The organism is uncultured Clostridium sp. (assembly GCF_937920395.1).
Lineage (GTDB): Bacteria > Bacillota > Clostridia > Clostridiales > Clostridiaceae > Clostridium_AD.
Genome location: NZ_CALEVF010000222.1, coordinates 1 through 22,003, shown reverse-complemented (window position 1 = coordinate 22,003; position 22,003 = coordinate 1). Strand labels below are relative to the sequence as shown.

20 protein-coding genes, 1 pseudogene, 1 riboswitch and 1 other annotated feature are annotated in these 22,003 nt (G+C 27.6%); of the genes and pseudogenes, 9 read left to right on the top strand and 12 right to left on the bottom strand.

Annotation, left to right across the window (positions count from 1 at the left end; translation table 11 throughout):
- Nucleotides 1-5 precede the first annotated feature (5 nt).
- The gene (locus Q0649_RS14050; RefSeq protein ID WP_298843224.1) at nt 6-1,052 is read right to left on the bottom strand and encodes a carbamoyl phosphate synthase small subunit; all 1,047 of its coding nucleotides are present in this window, start codon (nt 1,050-1,052) and stop codon (nt 6-8) included.
- Between the two features lie 566 nt (nt 1,053-1,618).
- Nucleotides 1,619-2,476, bottom strand: a complete 858-nt coding sequence (locus Q0649_RS14045) for a DegV family protein (protein ID WP_298843221.1) — start codon at nt 2,474-2,476, stop codon at nt 1,619-1,621.
- A gap of 335 nt (nt 2,477-2,811) precedes the next feature.
- Between Q0649_RS14045 and Q0649_RS14040 the strand changes: the two genes are divergently transcribed.
- Entirely contained in the window at nt 2,812-3,657 is an 846-nt protein-coding gene (locus Q0649_RS14040; RefSeq protein WP_298843218.1) for a hypothetical protein, read from the top strand.
- A gap of 121 nt (nt 3,658-3,778) precedes the next feature.
- On the opposite strand, the gene Q0649_RS14035 is transcribed toward Q0649_RS14040, so the two are convergent.
- Entirely contained in the window at nt 3,779-5,296 is a 1,518-nt protein-coding gene (locus Q0649_RS14035) for a S24 family peptidase (RefSeq protein WP_298843215.1), read from the bottom strand.
- Nucleotides 5,297-5,566: 270 nt separating this feature from the next.
- Between Q0649_RS14035 and pdaA the strand changes: the two genes are divergently transcribed.
- Entirely contained in the window at nt 5,567-6,418 is an 852-nt protein-coding gene (gene pdaA / locus Q0649_RS14030; protein WP_298843213.1) for a delta-lactam-biosynthetic de-N-acetylase, read from the top strand.
- Nucleotides 6,419-6,596: 178 nt separating this feature from the next.
- On the opposite strand, the gene Q0649_RS14025 is transcribed toward pdaA, so the two are convergent.
- The 6 genes from Q0649_RS14025 to Q0649_RS14000 all read right to left on the bottom strand — a co-directional run bounded on the left by Q0649_RS14025 (nt 6,597) and on the right by Q0649_RS14000 (nt 11,239).
- Nucleotides 6,597-7,328, bottom strand: a complete 732-nt coding sequence (locus tag Q0649_RS14025) for a TraX family protein (protein WP_298843210.1) — start codon at nt 7,326-7,328, stop codon at nt 6,597-6,599.
- A 154-nt stretch (nt 7,329-7,482) separates the two neighbouring features.
- The gene (locus tag Q0649_RS14020; protein WP_298843207.1) at nt 7,483-7,809 is read right to left on the bottom strand and encodes a DUF2812 domain-containing protein; all 327 of its coding nucleotides are present in this window, start codon (nt 7,807-7,809) and stop codon (nt 7,483-7,485) included.
- A gap of 182 nt (nt 7,810-7,991) precedes the next feature.
- The gene (locus tag Q0649_RS14015; RefSeq protein ID WP_298843204.1) at nt 7,992-8,192 is read right to left on the bottom strand and encodes a hypothetical protein; all 201 of its coding nucleotides are present in this window, start codon (nt 8,190-8,192) and stop codon (nt 7,992-7,994) included.
- Between the two features lie 37 nt (nt 8,193-8,229).
- The gene (locus Q0649_RS14010) at nt 8,230-9,360 is read right to left on the bottom strand and encodes a DegT/DnrJ/EryC1/StrS aminotransferase family protein (protein ID WP_298843201.1); all 1,131 of its coding nucleotides are present in this window, start codon (nt 9,358-9,360) and stop codon (nt 8,230-8,232) included.
- Nucleotides 9,361-9,385: 25 nt separating this feature from the next.
- The gene (locus Q0649_RS14005) at nt 9,386-10,564 is read right to left on the bottom strand and encodes a DegT/DnrJ/EryC1/StrS aminotransferase family protein (RefSeq protein WP_298843255.1); all 1,179 of its coding nucleotides are present in this window, start codon (nt 10,562-10,564) and stop codon (nt 9,386-9,388) included.
- A 348-nt stretch (nt 10,565-10,912) separates the two neighbouring features.
- On the bottom strand, nt 10,913-11,239 hold the full coding sequence (locus Q0649_RS14000; protein ID WP_216148534.1) for a hypothetical protein: 327 nt from the start codon (nt 11,237-11,239) through the stop codon (nt 10,913-10,915).
- 393 nt (nt 11,240-11,632) lie between these two features.
- Here Q0649_RS14000 and Q0649_RS13995 point away from each other — a divergent pair, with 393 nt between their 5' ends.
- A complete protein-coding gene (locus Q0649_RS13995; RefSeq protein ID WP_298843186.1) occupies nt 11,633-12,286 on the top strand; it encodes a DUF975 family protein in 654 nt (217 codons plus the stop codon).
- Between the two features lie 199 nt (nt 12,287-12,485).
- Here Q0649_RS13995 and Q0649_RS13990 read toward each other — a convergent pair whose 3' ends face one another.
- Nucleotides 12,486-13,931, bottom strand: a complete 1,446-nt coding sequence (locus Q0649_RS13990; protein ID WP_298843184.1) for a DEAD/DEAH box helicase — start codon at nt 13,929-13,931, stop codon at nt 12,486-12,488.
- 275 nt (nt 13,932-14,206) lie between these two features.
- Between Q0649_RS13990 and Q0649_RS13985 the strand changes: the two genes are divergently transcribed.
- The 4 genes from Q0649_RS13985 (at nt 14,207) to uvsE (ending at nt 18,438) form a co-directional block, all read left to right on the top strand.
- Complete coding sequence (locus Q0649_RS13985) at nt 14,207-14,668, top strand: DUF4342 domain-containing protein (protein WP_298843181.1); 462 nt, start codon at nt 14,207-14,209, stop codon at nt 14,666-14,668.
- Between the two features lie 187 nt (nt 14,669-14,855).
- On the top strand, nt 14,856-15,539 hold the full coding sequence (locus tag Q0649_RS13980; protein WP_298843178.1) for a response regulator transcription factor: 684 nt from the start codon (nt 14,856-14,858) through the stop codon (nt 15,537-15,539).
- A 145-nt stretch (nt 15,540-15,684) separates the two neighbouring features.
- The gene (locus Q0649_RS13975; RefSeq protein WP_298843176.1) at nt 15,685-17,010 is read left to right on the top strand and encodes a cell wall metabolism sensor histidine kinase WalK; all 1,326 of its coding nucleotides are present in this window, start codon (nt 15,685-15,687) and stop codon (nt 17,008-17,010) included.
- A 468-nt stretch (nt 17,011-17,478) separates the two neighbouring features.
- Nucleotides 17,479-18,438 carry a UV DNA damage repair endonuclease UvsE gene (uvsE, locus tag Q0649_RS13970; protein WP_298843173.1) on the top strand — a complete coding sequence of 320 codons (960 nt, stop codon included), beginning with the start codon at nt 17,479-17,481 and terminating at the stop codon, nt 18,436-18,438.
- Between the two features lie 96 nt (nt 18,439-18,534).
- Here the strand turns inward: uvsE and Q0649_RS13965 are convergent.
- Nucleotides 18,535-19,197, bottom strand: a pseudogene (locus Q0649_RS13965) (DUF554 domain-containing protein).
- Between the two features lie 223 nt (nt 19,198-19,420).
- Nucleotides 19,421-19,668: a binding site (T-box leader), on the top strand.
- Nucleotides 19,669-19,801: 133 nt separating this feature from the next.
- Between Q0649_RS13965 and Q0649_RS13960 the strand changes: the two are divergent.
- Entirely contained in the window at nt 19,802-20,314 is a 513-nt protein-coding gene (locus Q0649_RS13960) for a tryptophan transporter (protein WP_298843171.1), read from the top strand.
- 88 nt (nt 20,315-20,402) lie between these two features.
- Here the strand turns inward: Q0649_RS13960 and Q0649_RS13955 are convergent, their stop codons facing one another.
- Nucleotides 20,403-20,558, bottom strand: coding sequence for a hypothetical protein (locus Q0649_RS13955; protein WP_298843168.1), 156 nt, complete (start codon nt 20,556-20,558; stop codon nt 20,403-20,405).
- Nucleotides 20,559-20,742: 184 nt separating this feature from the next.
- Nucleotides 20,743-20,869, top strand: a riboswitch (cyclic di-AMP (ydaO/yuaA leader).
- A 3-nt stretch (nt 20,870-20,872) separates the two neighbouring features.
- On the opposite strand from Q0649_RS13955, the gene Q0649_RS13950 reads away from it, so the two are divergent.
- Nucleotides 20,873-21,703, top strand: coding sequence for a cell wall hydrolase (locus Q0649_RS13950; RefSeq protein ID WP_367179388.1), 831 nt, complete (start codon nt 20,873-20,875; stop codon nt 21,701-21,703).
- Nucleotides 21,704-22,003 lie beyond the last annotated feature (300 nt).

Here is a 22,003-nt window from a genome sequence, read left to right as displayed (position 1 = left end):
ATGTTTTAAATAAATGAAAGAAACTTATCAAAAATCACATCTATATCCTTAGGTCCAGGACAAGCTTCTGGATGAAATTGCACACTAAAGATTGGAAGAGTCTTATGTCTCATTCCTTCTATTGTTCCATCATTTACACTGACATGCGTAACTTGCATATTTTTAGGAAGTTCACTTACATAATAACCATGGTTCTGTGATGTAATATAAACCTTATTCTCTTCTATATCTTTAACTGGATGGTTACATCCTCTATGACCAAATTTAAGTTTTCCCGTTTTACCGCCAAGTGCTAATGCCAAAAGTTGATGTCCTAGACAAATTCCTACAATGGGCTTTTTCCCTATAATTTCTTTTATCATATTTATAGCCCCTTGTAATTCTTCCGGATCACCAGGTCCATTCGATAAAAACACTAAATCCGGGTTAACCTTTAGTATCTCTTGTGCCTTAGTATCAGCTGAAAATATAGTTAGTTTACAATTTCTTTTTTTGAAAGACCTAAGTATATTTTCTTTTATTCCAAAATCTACAATAGCTACATGTTGTCCACTGCCCTCAATTGTATAAGTTTTCTTTGTAGTAACATTCATTACTGCATCACTATTACTAAAGTTCTTAATTTTTCGCTCTATTTCAGCTTTTGTAAGATTCGAAGTTGTAATTATACCTTTCATGGTTCCATTTTTTCTTAGTATTTTTGTTAATGCTCTTGTATCAATACCTTCAAGTCCTATTATTTTATTTTGTTTGAAATATCCCTCAAGATCCATTTCGCATCTCCAGTTACTAGGATAATCACATTTTTCTCTGACAATGAATCCTTTCACCTTAGAAGATTTTGACTCTACATCCTCTAAATTAATCCCGTAATTTCCAATAAGTGGATAAGTCATAGTCACTATTTGACCATAATAAGATGGATCCGTTAAAATTTCTTCATAACCAGTCATTCCTGTATTAAAGACTACCTCCCCAACACTTTCTTGTAAATATCCAAATAAATTACCTTCAAAAATTATTCCATTCTCTAAAATCAACTTACCTTTCATATTAAATCCTCCTTAAATTGCATAAAACTACATATTCTTCCAATTATACTAATAAAGATAACAAAGCAACTATTAAAATAATCACTCTATTATCCTTCTTAATATGGTAACCGTATTTATTAATGAAATAAAAAACATACTTACAGTTTTATAGCATAAAGTAGCCGTTTCATTATATTTAATAATATTAAATTCAAAATTGACAGAATAAATAACACATGTCATAATTATCTATACTCCTTCCTAGCCTCACAGGGCTAACTTAAAAGTGTACCTTTGTTTAATTTATAATTTCTTCTTATTTTAATGTAAATTTTATTATTTGTCAATGTATAATTATAAAATTTAATTGCAACTTTATTCAAATTTAATAATATATAGTTATATTGATTTTAATTAGAGATTCTCTTGTAAATGTCTTAACCATTGTATATCCAAGGAATCATCATATTCTTGAATATAATAATGCGAATTATAGAGACCTCATTTTAATTTGTTTTATGTATAATTATACCGAGAGTCTCTCAGAACGTTTATATATTTATGCACGTATAACTGTAATAATTTTATAAATTTGACTTAGTATAGTATACAATACCCAATGCGCCAGGTCCAACATGAGTTCCTATTACAGATCCAATAGGAACTATGTCCACACTTTTTCCTATATGTTTTTCAACTATTTTTGCAAAAGCTAATGCTCCTTCCACATCATTTATGTGATGAATGATTACCTCTCCTAGTCCATGTTTTGTTATATCCTCTATAAATTTATCAACCATAGTTTGGATAGCACGGTTTTTAGTTCTCACTTTATCAAACAGTTCTGTTTTTCCATTTACCACAGTAAGAATAGGTTTTATCTGAAAGATAGTACCTAATAATGCACTCGCACCTCCTATTCTACCTCCTTTTTTTAAATATTCTAAAGTATTAGGTATAAACAGAAATTTACTTCTTTTAATGTTATCTTGTGCTATATTAATTACTTCATCTATTGTCTTTCCATAATGAGCTGCCCTCGCTGCTGTCAATACTGCAAATCCGAGCTGCATTGAATTAGATCTTGAATCTATAATCTTTATCACTGCATTTGGGTACTTTTCAAGAATCATGCCTTTTGCAATATTTGCATTTGAATAAGTACCACTCATATTAGATGACATAAAAATACCAACCACATCATTATCATCCCTCACTTGTTTTTCTAGAATATTATACATCTCAGCAAGTGATGGTTGCGATGAAGTTGGAATACTTACGTTTTTACCTAGTTTATCATAAAAAGTTTCATTTTCAATATTTATTTCTTTAAATTCCTCATCTTCAAAAATGACACTTAAAGAAACTATAGAGATATCATATTTTTCTTTTAAATCTGCACTTATATATGAAGTGCTATCTGTTATTATTTTTATAGCCATAATCAATCCCTCGCTTATTAAATTATTACATATATTATACTACAAATATATGTTTCATATAGTATATAAAAATAAATAACCACCCACTTAGTCTGCATATATGGATAATAATATGTAATATATTGCATTAAATATTAAATTATTTTGAACTTTTACAAATACCACTCAAACATCTCCTCATATGTTATAATTATATTGTAAAAAGTGGGTGGTATAAATAATCTAATAGATTACATAAATTAAAATGAACAATATAATTAATAAAACAAAAGGGAGGTGCTGCAAAAATATAGGTTAACAATAAGATTTCCACCTATATTTTTAAGCAGAAAAACATGAATAAAGATGACGTAAAAAATAAAGATAATCCTGAAAATAAAGATAATACTGAAATTATAAATAAATTATATTCAAATAAAGACAAATCGGAAAATTATAACTCCGAAACTGAATATAGTGCATCAAATAAGTTGAAAGATGATGCTGATAGTAAGAAGTACATAAAAGAAATGCATGATATTGCAGACAAAAATGAGTTTAAAAATAATGTAGTTGTTATAGGGCTTGGAATAGTTGTAGCGGCTATAATTATATTTTCTATTTTAATGAACACTTCATTTATGAAACCCAAATCAGCTATAGTGGAAAAACCTTCAGTTACCAAATCTTCAAATGCCAATGCCTCCACAAAGCCAGCTGTACCTAGTAAGGCTAAAGTCACTAAACCTATTGTAGAACCAAATAATATTTATGAATATTTGAATGCTTCAGCTAATAGAACTTCAGTTTTAAAAAAAGCAATTGCATTAAACCACGGAAGTAAAAAGGGACTTAATGTATACCTCTTATCAGAAATTTTAAGATCTAATACCTATGCCATTCCCTCAAAAACAACAACTGTTAAACAATTAATGGCATCTTTAATATCTATGGATTGGAAAAAGAATCGCAACATATCACAGTTAAAAAAAGGTGATATATGTTTTACAACAGATATGCCAGGCAAAATCGGTACACCTTCACATGCATACATATTTATGGGTTGGGTAAAAGAAGGCAAAACTGATTATGCCAACATATGCGATGGACAAATCGAAGAATTTGACAATATACTTCATAAACGAAATTTATCTATTACAACCACAACAAAAGATAAGTTTAGCTTTTTCCTTAGAAAATAAAATATTTTAAAAAAACTATAAAATAATACCCTAGGATATTCCAGGGTATTATTTTTCGCTAAAAAATATGAGTATCCTATATGATTAACTATTTTCTCTTCATATATTTTATTGCTTTTTGTTAATAGTATAAAGAACCATGTAAATTTTTATGTTTTATAATTCCTATCGCTGTACCTATAATATATGTATCTTCACTATCAATAACAATGGGCTTATATTTTTCATTTTCAGGCATTAGTAATATCCTATCACGACCTATTGAAAGTCTTTTCAGTGTAGCATTTCCACCTATGTCTACTGCCACAATATCCTTATTGTTTGCTGCTTGTTCCTGCCGTATAACCACATAATCTCCATCATCAATATTAGCCCCAATCATACTATCGCCTTTGACTTTTAAAATAAATGGATTTTTTACTCCCTTTAGCCAATATCTCGGGATATAGAAATTTCCTTCTATTTCAGAATTAATCTGTATAGGTTCCCCTGCTGCTATATCACTATATACAGGAAGTTCCACTAATTCCTCATTTATATACTCATACTCACCTTTTTCATCATTTACTATAATATCAGATATTCTACTGTAATCCCTCATAAAGTCGTATACTCTACCATGTCTTATATCACAATATTGAAAATTTTCTAAATCGTCAAGATTCAAATTGTTAACTACTATCTCTTGATGTTCTCCCACAAGCTTTTCTTTGTGCTCATAATTGTTTTTAAATATATATAATTTTACTTTTTCTCCAAGAGGTTTAAGATTAACCTTCTTGCCTCTTATCATCCATGAATTCATATTACATGGTCCTTCTATATCCACAATAAATGTCATAGTAGAATAAGATTTATGTTTATATAGAGCATTAATAAACTCTAATTGCACCTTAGTTAAATTACCACTTTTGTCAATTATAATATGAGTATACTTATCTATTGAAACTGACTGCACCATTTTCAATGCACATATATTAACATCTTCGTTATCAACAAAGTTTTGCAAATTTAACTTTTCGTTATACATAATCATAAGTTCATATATTGCTTTTCTAGCAGTAGAATTTTTATTAATTCTTTGTGGACCTTGGTTTTTTTCACATTTTCTTCCTATTCTTCTTGCCTGTAAATATAAATCTAATTTAAAATAGTTACAACTTTTAATCCATTTTACCTCATCTATAAAGAACTGAGTATAATCAATACGTAATATTCTTAACCTTGGATAATTATCTTTAACTTTTATTATACATTCTTTCATAATAATGCTTTTTTTATTCTTATCTATAATTAGCTTCTTTATATTTTCATTTTCATATTTTAAAAAATATTCGTGCATAATACTTTCTAATTTAAGCACATGTGGTTTCCTTCTTACATTAGAAAATAAGCTTAAATATTCAAACCTAGTTTCTTCTTCTGCTGCTATGTATATGTCTTCAATAGAGCTTATATCTTCATCCTTAGATGTAAGAATTAATACTTTATCCTCTTCGTATAGACAATAGTTATTGTTTAAATAAAGGCTTCTATAAATAGCTGCTGTTGTTTTACCTGTCCCTTTTGCACCTCTAACCAAACTATATCTTGAAGGCTTACTATGAATCATTCTTCTTTGTTTTAAATCTAGTTCCATTTAATCGCCTCCATTATCCACTTAATAATATTATACAATAATAACGTCGTTAAAGTAAATTTTTTATCGATTTACTTTGAAATATTAAAAACTAACTATTTTATTATATATAAAATAAAAATTTAAATTTAAAAAAACTAATCAAAAATTTGAAAAATTACCAATATAACAACATTTAATATATGAATATCTTAGCACGTTTACTGAGCATACTAAGTTGTATATTAAACAACTTACTTTTATAAATATAACAAAATAGAGGTGATTTATATGAATGATAGAATAATTAGTCTTATTATTTGTTCAACTATTGCAGTTAATAGTTTTACAGGAGTTTGTTTCAGTAAAAGCTTAAAAAATGTCTCCAATAAGAATGTAAAAACTCAATACAACAAAATCCATGATGAAGTAAGTACAAAAGAATATAATTGGTATTTTCAGCCTAAAAATGACAATACTCCTCCTGCTGGGCCAAAAGAAACTACAGAGATTATATCTAAATATAATTGTTTTCATTTAGGCGATACTTCTAAAAAAGTATTATATCTAACATTTGATGAAGGTTATGAAGCTGGGTATACCGCCCCAATCTTAGATGTTTTGAAAAATCATAAAGTAAAAGCTGCTTTTTTTGTAGTAAAACCGTATCTTGTTTCAAGTCCTGACTTAATTAAAAGAATGGTAACCGAAGGACACTTAATATGCAATCATAGCAATCATCATCTCTCAATGGCCTCAATAAAGGACGAAAAAATTTTTGATAAAGAATTATCAGATGTAGAAGATATTTTTGAAAATATTACACATAAAAAAATGTCTAAGTATTTTAGACCTCCTATGGGTAAATACAGTGAATTATCTCTCCTATATACTAAAAATTATGGATATAAAACTATATTCTGGAGTTTTGCTTATATGGATTGGCTTAAAGACAATCAGCCATCCCACGCCGATGCAAAAAGACGTATAATGCAAAGAACCCACAATGGAGGAATAATATTACTACATGCAGTATCGAAAACCAATGCTGAAATATTAGATGATGTGATTACTGAATGGGAAAAACAGGGTTATGTATTAAAAAGTTTAGATGAGTTACCTAAGTTACCTATAAAAAATTAATTTTCACCTATTATGGTATAAAATATTTTTTTTAAAATTTTTAACTTTATTCTAAATACTACAATTCATTAAATCAATTTAAATTTTAGTATTTATATTAAAACAATTAATCCATATTATAGGATTTTATTAAAATCAAATATTTCCCTTTTCCATTTTATGAATATAAATATTAACTTTACATTAAAATTTTTAATGCACCAAATATTAATAAATGTATTGGATAAAAAGCATAAAAAACATATCTCAAATCTCTACCCTTATGACCATTATATTTAAATATAAAAATCAGTGATAAAAGTGATAACATTTGAATAAACCAACTAATATTTATTGCTTTTCCTTGAATTTCATACACATACAATAAAATTTGCAATGCACTAAATACTAAATATACAATAACTTGTGAAATAACTATTTTAACTTTGCTGTCTATAAAAATATAAAATGCTAATATAATAGCAACTCCATAAAGACCATAATCAGTATTAAAGATTTCAGCAATTATGCCTAATCCTAAAATAGTCATTGTTTTAAAAAGCAATGACTTTACTATGTCCCATACACGAATTGCAATTAATCCAATTGCTAAAGTAAAAAAAATATTCAAATGTAAATATGGTCTTCCAAAAATGAAAATAAAAAAGTCAAAGAAGCTATGAATTTTAATTCGTTCACTAAAAACTAATGAAAATGGTATTTGCGATACTAATGCGAATATTAAAAGTCTACATATATATTTATAAAACGAACTTGTTTTACAATACCCAATAGCTATTAAATAAGCAAATATAGGATATGATATTCTTCCTATCATTCTTAAAATTATAATTCTAGGAAAAAAAACTGCCCCCATATGATCAATTAGCATTAATAAACATGCAATAAATTTTAACATGCTAGTTGTCATAAATACCTCCTACAGCAATTATATATTCATTTTACCTCATTTTCTAATTATAGCATTTATTTTATATCTTTACTCTAATATGTTTTTGCTTAAATAATAAATACTATTTTAAATTCATTTTGTTATTTTTATTTAAAATTCTTTTTTCTTTTATCTAATATGAAATACTTACCATTTCTGTATATATAGGAAAAATTTCAGGCGAAGCACAAAAAAAGTGAAATGGTCCATAAGAACACACATGCTCCCAACCACTACTTTGAAATATTTCAAAATATTCCATATTATCCTCTGTTCCTAAATCTTTGTAATCCATGGAGTAAACAATATCTCTCGCTTGCCCTTTTACCAACTTATACTTTATTAAGGACATCCCCTCAAGAATCCAGCCTTCTTTAGCCGTTTGACTTAATTTTCTCATAACTCTATCTTCATCAAACGCCAACCCCATATTTAAAATATATCTATTCTTCTTTTCCATTAAGATCATCCCTCTCTAAATATTTTAAAGCTTCCTCTCCACTTCTTACCATAAATATTCTTCTATTAATATCTTTTTTTTATAAAATGTCAAAATTTAATAATAGTAAAAAAAAATAGTAGTGAGTACACTTATTGGTGTGCTCACTACTATTTACTTTATTATTTTTTGATCTATTATCTCTATTTATCAGAAGCTTTTTTCCCATAAATTTTGTGTAATATTAAATCATATTGTCCTAACTTATCCGCTAACATATGCCAATTTTTATGTTCAGCGTTTGCCACATTAGCTTGATTATTTTCAATGTTTTTTAGTCTCACACTAATATCAGCGATATCTTTTTTCATTTCTAATAACATTTCTTTAATCTCAATATCCATAAGTTCTCCTTTTCAGCAAAATAAAGCCATCATTTTTTTAAATATTATTTATTTTATAAAATTTCTTAATAGTTTCGCAAACAAATTCTACTTCTTCTTCCGTTATCTCTGGATATATAGGAAGTGCAATTATTCTTTCACATGTCTTTTCAGCTACTGGGAAATCTCCTTTTTTGTATCCAAGATATGCAAAGCATTTTTGAAGATGAAGTGGAATTGGATAATAAATACTAGTTCCTATTTCATTTGCTTTTAAATATTCTGAAAGTTCATCACGTCTATCAGCTAATACATTAAATGCATAATAAACGGATTTTTGATTCCCTATTATTTTAGGTATTTTAACAAACTCACATTCTTGTAATCCTTTCATATATAACTTTGCAATATGATTTCTCTTTTTTATTGCATTATTTATATATTTAATTTTAACTTGTAATATACATGCCTGAATAGCATCAAGTCTTGAATTATAACCAATAAAATCATAATGATATTTTCTAGATGCTCCATGAACCCTATACATCTTAGCAAGGTTAGCTAAGTTTTCATCATTGGTTACTATCATTCCTGCATCACCATATGCTCCTAAAGTCTTTGTTGGGAAAAATGAGAACACACCAAAATCTCCTATAGTACCCGCATGTTTATATTCAGTTCCATTTCCTTTCCATCTCATACCAAAAGATTCTGCTGAATCTTCAAGAACTCTTAAATCATGACTAATTGCTATATCCGTAATTTTATCCATATCACTCATTTGTGAAAATAAATGGATTGGAAGGATTCCTACTGTATCCTTTGTTATTTTTTCCTCAATTTTATTAGCATCTATACCAAAAGTTTCTTCAACAATATCAACGAATACAGGTTTTGCACCATTTTTAGCAATGCAAGATGCAGAAGCTAAAAAAGTAAATGGTGAAGTTATTACTTCCTTTCCTTCTTTAAATCCCAGTATATCAGATGCCATTACCAATGCATCTGTACCTGATGCAACACCAATTGCATATTTAGCTCCAGTAAATTCTTTAACCGATTCTTCAAAATCAGTTACTTCTTTACCAAGCATTGATACTCCTCTTTCCATAAAGCCTAGTACAGCACTGTCAAATTCTAATTTTTTCTCTTGGTACTCTCTTGTCGGTGTAAAAAATTTAACTTTCACAATGCAACCTCCATTTTACTGCTTATTATTTAACTATTATCTTTTCAGCACATTTTATTACATTGCTTACTACATACTGTGCATCTTCTAATTTAAGTGTTGAGTATACTGGAAGTGTTATTTCATTAGCATACTGATTATATGCATTTGGATAATCTTTTATAGAATACCCAAGATTTTTATAAAGTGTAAACATTGGTAAAGGTGTAAAATGAACATTTGTAGCTATCTCTATATCAGCAAGCTTTTGTATTAATTCATCTCTTTGTGCTTCCTTAAATCCTTTTAACCTTAAAGTATATAGATGATATGAAGTCTCTCTAATCTCATCCTTTGTAAAAGGAATAATTGCCCACTGTTTAGTACTAAGAGCTTTAGTATATATATCAAAGATAGCTTTACGCCTTGTAAGCATACCTTCATATCTTCCAATTTGTCCAAGCCCTATAGCTGCATTAATATCTGTCATATTACATTTCATACCATCTGTTATTATATCATATTTCCAAGCTCCTGCTTTCATTTTCTCCAAAGCATTCTTTGACTGACCTTGGAGTGAAGTTATTTTAAACTCTTTAGCTAAGTCTTGTTTACCTTTGAATTTATTATCATTAAAAGTAATTGCTCCGCCTTCTGCAGTCATTAAATTTTTTACTGCATGAAATGAAAAAACATTAAAATCAGCTTGTGCTCCAACTTTTTTACCCTTATATATCCCACCAAAAGAATGGGCTGAATCTGATATAAATATAATATCTTCTCTATTTTTCTCCTTAATAACTGCCCTTATAGCATCATAATCAACAGGAACTCCACCTATATCTACAGTTATTATTGCTCTTGTTTTAGCAGTAATTGCCATAGCTAATTTTCGCTCATCTATTAGAAAACTATCTTTTTTTACATCTACAAATGTTGGTATAACCCCTCTATGAAGTATTACATTTGATGTAGCTGTATATGTATAAGGTGTTGTAATAACCTCATCACCCTCACTAATATTATAAATTTTTAATATTAGTTCTAAACCTGCACTAGCACTTGCAAGTGCTACAGCATAATTTGCATCACAATAGTTAGAAATCTTATCTTCAAACTCTTTAGTCTTAGGTCCCGTTGTAATCCATCCCGAATCTAAAACCTCCATTACAAGTTTTTTCTCCACTTCTGTTATATCTGGTGGTGAAAAAGGGATATTCTTTATTTTCATATATCTCTTGCCTCTCATGTTAAATTTTATTTTAAAACAGTTAATTTTTTTGTTTATTTTTTGCTTAAACTTTATATCTCTAATTTCAATCACATAATTTTCTCCAATTGTTGAAAAATAAAAATATGCTTTATATTTATACTAACACATTACGTTACGTCATATACAACAGTTGTTTTGAACATTTTAAAAACTTTTCTCAAAATCATCCAATACATTATTTATTATACCCTTAAATTAATTTTTTAAATCAGGATTATATAAATAAAGGTATATATTATTATAATTAATTATAATAATATATACCTCTATTCTTATCGTTCTTATTAAAAAATATTGCCACTATCTAATACCGTTCATTTTACCCTTCAAAGCTTTAACCCGTCCATTAACATAATTAGTAAGTTCTCGTATATTATCTTTTATTTCTGTTGGAGCACTAGTAACCATAGTAATTATATCTAATTTATTGCCTTTTATTTCTTTAGCAACTTCATAAGCTAAACACTTGTTTTTCATTTTCCAATAAGTAACATTAAATTGATCTGCTTGTCGTTTATTATAATATCCTTTTTCTATACCAAACTGAAATAAATCTGCTGCCGATTCTAGTTCTTCTAAATCTTGAACTTCTAAAGTCTCATTTACTAAATCTTGAAATGCTTTCATTATAGCTCTCCTTTTTAACAGGTAATATTATTTATCATATATATTAGAATTAATATATTCTATAAAGCCTAGTTGTTTGTTTTAAAATCATCATTTACAAAATCTTTTCCACAACTTTTACATTTTAACACATATCAAAGAAAATTTGAATTATATTTGTAAACAATATTATAACTCTATGAATATTATGCCAAATTCGTTCCTATCTATGTACCTTCAAAAGATAGAAATTAAAAAGCAAATACTAGTATATATGTATACACTATGATAATATAATGTGTATTACCTCATTGTTTTATTAGTAAATTTTTATATAAAATCACGTTAATATATTACAATAAATCATTGTAATATATACATAAACTAATTATTAACTACTTAGGGGAGGAACATATGGAATTCAACAATCACTCTATTAAAATAAGTTCAGATTTTAGACGCTCTGCAAGAGAACAACTCAAAGGAAATTGGGGTAATGCCATTTTATTATGTTTTCTGTATAGTATGATGCTATCAGTAATAGGTTGTGTTATTATTTTTATCCCATTCCTAGGTCCAGTTATTTTTATATTAGTATCTGGTCCTATAACTTTAGGCTTTATAACTTGTTTTTTAAAGTTTGCTAGACATGAACCTTTTATATTTGAAAATATATTTGATGGTTTTAATAATTTTTCTTCAGCAGTACTTGCACAATTATTAATAACTGTGTTTGTTTGTCTTTGGACTTTACTCCTTATAATTCCTGGAATAATTGCATCTTATAGTTACTTTTTGGTATTTTATATACTAAGTGACAACCCAGAATTAAGTGCTATGGATGCTTTAAAAGAGAGTAAAAAAATGATGTATGGTTATAAATGGAAGTTGTTTTGCCTTCAATTAAGTTTTATAGGTTGGGGAATACTTTCAACTTTAACAATATACATCGGTTATTTATGGTTATCTCCTTACATGTACTCCTCGTTTGCAAACTTCTATGAAAATTTAAAAACTAAAAATTTAAATGAAAATCATACTGATAATTTTTTTCACAGCATAAGTTAATAAACACATAATAGTACAAATTTTATTTTATTGAACTGATATTTATACACTCCTTTGTAATAGTAAAAAGAGACCTAAGTAAATTATATTCTACTTAAATCTCTTTTTACTATTATCTTTTAAATTCATATAAATATAATATTGCTTATAACTCAGTAATACAATCATCCAATTTCTTTTAAAGTAATGTTATTTAATATTATTTATTTGCCTTCTCAGCCCTAATAGTTTTTCCTTTTATTGTACCATTTTCAAGAGCTTTTAACACTAACTTACCCTTTCCATTCATAATATCTACATGTGAAAAACTATCTTGAATATCTATAATACCTATGTCATCAGAATCGATTCCTTCTATATTACAAATAGTACCTACAATATCAACAGTCCTTATTTTTTTCTTTTTTCCTGCACTGATATATATTTTCATTATATCGCCATTAAAATTTGATGATTTAGTCTTTTTAATAACAGGTTTAGCATCATGTTTTTTATAAAATGCCTCCCTAAAAGGCTCAGAATTTTCCTTTGTTGGAATTGATCCCTTTGGTATTTCCATACCAATATACTGTTCTATAGCCTTTAAAAATCTTTCTTCATTACGAGTAACAAAAGTTATAGCTTTTCCTTTTTTTCCTGCACGTCCAGTTCTCCCTATTCTATGTACATAATTACCTCTTTCAATTGGTAAATTATAATTTATAATATGTGTTATATTTTCAACATCGATTCCCCTTGCAGCAACATCTGTAGCCACTAGAAACCTAAATTCGCCTTTTCTAAATCTCTCCATGGCATCTAATCTATCATTTTGAATCATACCGCCATGTATCTTAATGCATGAATAATGACGATTCTTCATTTGAACAGTAATTTCGTCAACATTTTCTTTTGTTCTACAAAATACAATGCAAGAATCTGGATTTTCAATATACAGTAATCTCTTAAGTAAACTAAATTTTCTATCTTCATCTACCTCATAACATATTTGATCAATCCTATCAACTGTTAACTTCTCAGGGTTTATTTCTACTTTAACAGGGTTAACCATATATTTTGTGCATATTGCTTCTATTGATTCTGGTATTGTAGCTGAAAATAACATAGTAATTCTATTTTTAGGGATAGCCTTAATAACTGCTTCTACTTGCTCTATAAACCCCATGCTAAGCATTTCATCTGCTTCATCTAATATTAGGTATTTAACCTTGGATAAATTAATAGAGCCTCTTTCAATATGGTCTAAGGTTCTTCCTGGTGTACCTACAACTACATGTACTCTTTGCTTAAGTTGTTTCTTTTGCATTTCTATTGGTTGCTTACCAAAAACAGCAATTGCTCTAATTTTTTTATATCTTCCTATGTTTGTTATATCTTGACTTACTTGAAGTGCTAATTCTCTAGTAGGTGTTAATACCAAAGCCTGTGGCTCTGTTTCATCTACATTAGCACTTTCGCAAAGTGGTATAGCAAAGGCAGCAGTTTTTCCACTGCCAGTTTGTGATTTTACAATAATATCTCTGCCTTCAAGCGCTATAGGTATTACCGCAGCTTGTACATCTGATGGCTTTTTATATTCTAAATTTTTAATTGCTTTTAATATTTCTTCACTAATGTTAAATTCCTCAAATTTCATGTTACTCATTTTAACTTCCTCTCTTGTTTTATATATAATTTTAAGTATGCCTTAAATGAATTTTCAGCTCATAAGTCTCTATTATACCATGATTAAGACTATAATTCATATTATAATTTTTAAAATATTATAAATTTGTATATATCATTGAATATATTCTAATGTGATTCTAATCTTCTACTAATAAATCTTTAATTTACAGGTTATATAATAAAAATATAGAAAACAAATAACCCATTTCCAAGTAAAAACTGTTCTCTACCAAAATAAAAGGAGGAATAAATATGTCAATAAATTTAGAACAAATTGATGAATTAAGAAAAAGAGCAAATGTAAGTTATGAGGATGCTAAAAACGCTTTAGAGCAAAATGAGGGTAACATCATTGAATCATTAATATACCTTGAAAAGCAGAACAAAATTAAACCAGATGAAAAGACTTGCAATGAAAGTACTTTTTTTAAAAAGATAAAAATTCTTATTAAAAAATGTAATGAAACAAAATTAGTAATTAAAAAAAATGATAATGTGATTTTAAACATTTGCATAACACTTGCGGTTATTCTAACAATAGTAGCTACACCACTAGTAATTGTAGGACTGGTCCTCGCTATTATAACAAAGCATAAAATAAGAATTGTAAAGAAAAATAATGAAGATTCACAGGTTAACAAAATCTTTGATAAAATGTCAGTTGTTGTTAATAATGTAACTGCAAAAATTAATGAAGAAATGAAAACTGAATAAAACTTAAACAACCTACATTTTGAAATGTAGGTTGTTTTTTTAAAACAATAAGATTTATTACATAAGCCTGATTCTCTGCAATTATATTCAAAATAATATATAATAATACTATTATTATGAAATTAATAATTTAATAAGAAAATTATAAGATAGATTAATATAATATGTTTTGGAGGTATCGTTATATATGAGTGGACAAAGAATTTTAATAATTGAAGATGAGATAAAAATAGCACGATTTCTTGAACTCGAGCTAAAGTATGAAGGTTATATCGTTTCGCAGTGCCATGATGGACGTGAGGGTTTAGATAAAGCTATGAATGAAGTCTTTGATCTTTTACTTCTTGATATTATGTTACCTTCTTTAAACGGGCTAGAAATACTAAGAAGACTAAGGCAAGTATCAGATATCCCTATCATAATGCTTACTGCAAAAGATGAGATAATGGATAAGGTTACTGGCCTGGATATAGGTGCAAATGACTATATGACTAAACCTTTTGCAATTGAAGAATTACTTGCAAGAATCAGAACCGCATTAAAAAAGAGCACAAATGTAAATAAAATTTTAAATATACTGTCTGTTGGAGAGTTGAGCCTAGACTTAGCTCAACATATGGTCACTTATAATAACAACTCTATAGACCTAACTAAGACAGAATTTGATTTACTTAAATTGCTAATAGAAAATAAGAATATAGTACTTACAAGAAATAAAATTATAGATATTGTATGGGGATATGAATACATGGGTGATACTAATGTAGTAGATGTATACATTAGATACTTAAGAAGTAAAATAGATGATAAATTTAGCAAGAAATTTATTTATACAGTGCGAGGGGTGGGATATATTTTAAAAGATGAATAATATACGATTTATCTTTAAAATTACAATTAAATTTTTCAGATTGTTCTTAAAAACATTCTTAATAATTCTGACTTTTACACCAAAATTAATAAAAACATTATTACACACCATTAATAAACGATTAAGATTTTCAATTAGTTTTAAAATGACAGCGGTGTATACTCTCATTTTTTCTATTACATTATTTGTGTTAAGTATTAGTTTAATTATAGGTTTTAGATTTTTTTTAATAAATGAAGCACAAAATGAACTCGCTAAATATAACACAGTATCTACTAGTTATGTAAAATTAGACAACGGTACTAAGAGCTTTAAAAACAATATTTTCGCTAACATAAAATATGTTACCTTAAATGTATTTGATGAGAATGAAACCCTTGTTTATTCTAGTCAAAAAGATAAAAATAATATATCTTTTCATAAAGAGACTACAACTAATTCAGTTATCAATGAATTTAACCAACAGCTTGTTTTTGTTACATCAAAACTTGAACTTAATAATAAAATATTTTTCTTTCAATTTTCTAAAGATTTAAATAAAGAAAATATATATTTGGCTATTTTTACAGTAATAATTTTTATTGTAAATATATTTTCTTTAATTATTACATTAGGTTTTGGATCTAGAGCTAGTAAAAAAATGCTTTTACCTATAAAACATATGACGAAAACAATAAGAGCTATCTCAATTAATGTTTTGGAAAAGAGGATAAATGTTAGCACTTCTCATGATGAATTAAAGCAACTAGCCGAAACTTTTAACGAAATGCTGGATCGGCTTCAAACATCATACGAAATGCAAAATCAGTTTGTATCAGATGCGTCACATGAACTCAGAACACCAATCGCTGTTATTCAAGGTTATGCTAATTTGTTATACCGTTGGGGTAAAGATGACAAAGAAGTGCTCGCTGAATCAATCACAGCTATTAAAAGTGAGTCTTATAATATGCAGCAACTAGTAGAAAAACTTCTTTTCCTTGCAAGAAGTGATAAAAAAACTCAAAAAATCTATAAAGAATATTTTTGTGCAAATGAACTTATAAATGAACTCATCAAAGAAACTAAACTAATTGACTCAAATCATCAAATTTCAAGTGACCTTAATGAAAAATTATCTATTTATGCAGATAAAAATTTATTAAAACAAGCATTACGAATTTTTATTGATAATAGTATTAAGTATACCCCTATAGGGGGAACTATTAAGTTAAATAGTTATATAAAAAAGAGCAGCTTAACAATTGAAATTATAGATACTGGAATTGGCATTGCAAAAAACGATCTTCCCCATATCTTCACTAGATTTTATAGATGTGACAAATCAAGATCAAAAGAAAGTGGTGGAACAGGTCTCGGTCTATCAATATCAAAATGGATTATAAGCAAACATAACGGCTCAATCCTAGTAGAAAGTAAACCTGAAATGGGCACAAAAATAACTATTGGCCTTCCACTAGGGAAAAAATAATGTTCATCTTTTTAAGTATTTTCTAACTATTATTCAATAAATTCCCTCAACATTATAAATATTTCTTCAATTATGTGTATATTGTTTTACATACACTGTAGTTATGTGATATGATTAAATTTGGGTTCGTTCTTAAATCTATTTAGATATTATATTTATTTAATAAAGTATTCTTAAGAATCATTTAAAATATTGTATTTGCTTTTACATTATGGAGATAAATAGGAAACTATCTCGCCAGTAAGTTTTCTGACCTTTACTCAATATTCTACATACAATATTTGTAAATTAACTTTATTATAGATAATATAATAGCCATAAGCTTATACAAATTAAAGTATATTTTAATTTATAGAATAGATTTTGATATGATAATTCAACAATTTAAATATATTAATGAATATTAGTTATTAGAAATATTTTAATTTTTATTCAATGGTATAACTATATTATATGAGGAGTGATATTATGCAAATAAGATTAGGATATGTGGCTACAGCATTAAAGTCAGCTAAAATAACTTCAGCAAGCACTGTAACTTTTTCTACATATACAAAACAATCAACTGATAGGGATAAGCTTGAAAAGCTACAAAAGGTAGCAGTTTCAAACGTTAATGATTTGCATAAAATTCTGGAATACACAGTAAAAAATGATGTCCACTTTTATAGAATAACTTCTGCTTTAATACCTTTAGCAACACATCCTGAAGTTACTAATTGGGAATTTAGAAGAATTTTAAAAATGGATTTTGAATGGCTTGGAAATTATATTAACAATAATAATTTAAGAGTAGATACTCATCCAGATGAGTCTAATGTTATAAACAGTTCTAAGGAAGAAGTAGTAAAAAGCACCTTGAAAAATTTACAATTTCATGCAAATCTTTTTAAAGATATTAACTATCCTCTAGGAAAAATGGTATTGCATATTGGAGGTAAAGAAGGCGGGAAACTTGCTGCTACAGAACGATTCTTTAAGAATTTTAATAACTTACCAAAAGAAATAACAGATATGCTAATATTTGAAAATGATGATAAAAGCTTTACTACAAAAGAAGTATTAAATATCTGCCAAGAAATTAAAGCACCTATGGTACTAGATGTACATCATAATAACTGCAATAACGGTGGTGATGATTTAGAACCTATGATAAAAGACATATTTGAAACTTGGGAAGGTCAACCTTTACCACCAAAGGTACATTTTTCTAGTCCTAAAACTGGGGAAAAAGATAAAAAACATGCTGATTACCTTGATGCAGCATCGTTTATTGAATTTATTGAGAAATGCATTCCTTTAGGCATAGATTTTGATATTCTAATAGAAGCAAAACTAGCTGATGTAGCTTTCTTTAAACTTCTAGAAGATGTAAAAGTATTTAAACCAGAATGGACTTGGCTTGATAAAACTACTATAGAATTTTAATAAAATAATTCTATAAAAGAGAAGACGTTAGCAATATTATCATTGCTAACGTCTTCTCTTTTATGTAAAACTACTTATAATACATTTAAAAATGTATTATAAAAGAGGAATAAATATTGCTGGAAGCATGTTGCCTACTTTTATTCTTTTAATATCCAGCATATTTGCACCGATTGCTACAATTAATAATCCCCCAACAGCTGGCATATCACTTACAACAGATGTTATTAAAAATTGTTTCATAAGAGAAGCTGTTAAAATTATAATACCCTGGTATACCAAAACTGAAATTGCAGAAAAACAAACTTTGACATCTACTGTCGATGAAAAAATAATTGCACATATACCGTCTAATAAAGATTTAGCATAGAGTAAACTGTAATTTTTAGAGAGACCACTTTCAAGCGATCCCATTATAGACATCGCTCCTACGCAAAATACTAAGCTTGCCGTTACAAAACCTTTAGCTATCCCACTTTAGCTTGACACTTTGCTTTCTAGAAAAGCTCCAATATTTTCTATTTCTTTCTCAATTTTTATTATTTCACCAATAAGCGTTCCTACTGTAACACTAATTAATAATAATAATAATAATATGTTATTTACCTGGAGTGCACCTTTTAATCCAATTAGTATCACACATAATCCTAGACCTTTCATAATTGTTTCAGTATATGTATCAGAAATTTTATTTTTAAATGACGAACCTACAAATCCGCCAATTATTATTGATAACGAATTCACAATTGTACCCAACATTATTCTTTACCCCCTTGCATTGCTATATTTATAATTATTATAAACTTAATAACTGTATTTTTCTACTAAAAATGTTATTTACAATATAACTTTTCTTCTAAATAAATATCATAAAATAAATATATAAAATAAATATCTATTTACAATTAACCATTTAAATGTTATAATTCCCTTAATCTTATAAAATTTGATGACATATCATTATGAAATCATAAATTATATTATAAATTCATTGAATAGGAAGAGTAATTAAAGTAATGCAATTTCAGAGAGCTGAGGATAGTGCAATCTCAGTATTGATAACTTTAATGAATGGACCTACTAGAAGTAACCCGAACTCATATTTTGAGTGTAGTAGTTACCGGATGCCCACTGTTAAAAGGGCTAGAGTATTTTAGTACTCGAAATATAAAATATGCTTATTTTTTTAGCATAATTTAGGTGGTATAGCGAATATCCTTCGCCCTAATATAGGGCGGAGGTTTTTTTTATTTTAATAATCAATATAAAGGTGGTGATCAATTTGATGTTCTGAAAGATACTAGCTTATAAAATAATACTAAAATCCATAAATATTAATTATTTTGAAAAGGAGATACTGTTTATGAAAACAAATAAAATAATAATAACTTCTCTGTTACTAGCAATAGGTCTTATATTGCATCAAATTACACCAGGTATAGTTTTTGGAATGAAACCTGATTTATTACTAGCATTTATGATTTTATCCATAACAATTACAAAAAATTTTAAAATGGCAATTATAACAGGAATCGTAGCTGGTATTTTAGGTGCTTTAACTACTACTTTTCCCGGTGGACAACTTCCCAACATTATAGATAAATCAGTAACTTCAATCATTATATACTCTATATATAAAGGGTTAAATTCAAGTTCTCCCCTTAAAATATCAAGCATTTATTTTATTGGAACTATAGTGAGTGGAAGCGTTTTTTTAACCTCAGCCCTCTTTCTGTTTGGTTTACCTTCACCATTTTTAGTACTCTTTGTGTCAATAGTACTTCCTACTTCTGCATTTAATTGTTTTGTGGGATTTTCTATTCATAAGCTTATCACATCAAACCCAGCATTAAAAAGTAAATTTGTAAGTTTTTAATTTTCTAGAATGTAAAAAGAATCAAGCTCCATAATAGAGCTTGATTCTTTTTTTAATATACTTGTATTTTACAATATTTCATTAAACTTTAGCTTTGTTCAGGATAATACTGTTTAAATGCGTCATCATAATCTTCCGGTTTATTAAATTCCTGAACTTCACTTACAAATGTTTTCTTTTCTCCATTTTCCTTCTCTACGTATTGCTTTTCTCTACTTACTTTTCTATTACTATCATTCTCCAAAATAACATCTCCTCTTATCTTTTTTGGATACAAAATATTTATTGCATCACTTAACTTTAGTATTTACAAAAACAAAAAATATATAGATTCTTAAATATTTTTTTATATTTTTAATTTTATTATGTCCTTTAATGTTGTTACAATTTCTAACATAGGTTATTTTGTCGTTTTGTGTTACAATATAGTTAATGTATTGCCGAATCTCCTATAAGGAGAACGGGGGATTATAAATGGGGTGAATCTCTTTTTAGAGTAGGGTACCTTTAACCCGAATCCGTCAACTAACCTCGCAGGCATATAAAGGAGGACTCAATATCATTAAATTAAATTTCAAAAGCACTATACTAGCATTAAGCTTAGTTCTAGCAAGTAGCAGTTCTGTATATGCAGCTACTTATCAAGTTAAATCAGGTGATACATTAGGTGAAATAAGTACTGCCTACAATACAACTACAAATATATTAATGAAGAATAATAGGCTATTAAGCAGTACCATACAAACTGGACAAGTACTAGATGTTCCAACTAATACTTATAAAGTAGTAAGTGGTGATAGTCTATACTTCATAGCAAAAAAATATAATTTACCATTAGATAAAATAAGAATTGCGAATAATAAGTGGAGTGATACTATTTATCCTGGAGATGTCTTTAAAATTCCAAATAATTCAGGAAATGATAATAAAACATCTCAAAATAAGGCTGAGAATAAACAATCGATAACACAAAATTCTTCACTTACACAATCATTGCCTCAAGATAATAATAAGGTTATTAAATATTCTAATAGTGATGTAAAATTGTTAGCTAAACTAATAACGGCTGAAGCATCTGGCGAAAGCAATAATGCTATGGTGTCTGTTGGAGCCGTAGTTGTCAATAGAGTCCAAAGTTCAAAATATCCAAATAATATTAGTAGTGTAATTAACCAGCAAAGTGGTGGCCACTATCAATTTACCCCAGTAATGAACGGAATGATTAATAAAACTGCAAGTAACTCAGCACTAAATGCTGCATATAAAGCCTTAAATGGTTCTGATCCAACTAATGGTGCCTTGTTTTTTTATGATGGTACCGTAACAAATAAATGGTTGACTTCAAAACCAGTAGCTATTACTTTAGGTAAGTTGATATTTGCTTATTAACAAATTGTTTATATAGAAAAACAAACTTCCATATTTTCGTGGAGGTTTGTTTTTTTATATAAGTTATAGTTTTTTAATATGTCTTTTTTATGACTTTTTATTATAAATATAATCAAAAAAAAAAATAAAACCAACAATAATAATCACTTTAGTGCTTATTATTGTTGGTTTTATTTTTAATATTAGTCTCTCAAAATTAAACAGAAAAATAGGAACGAGTAATTACAATAGATATTTTGAAAAATAAATTAATATTCTTCTATTGCATCGACCGAAGTCAATACATCTACTCCCTAGAAA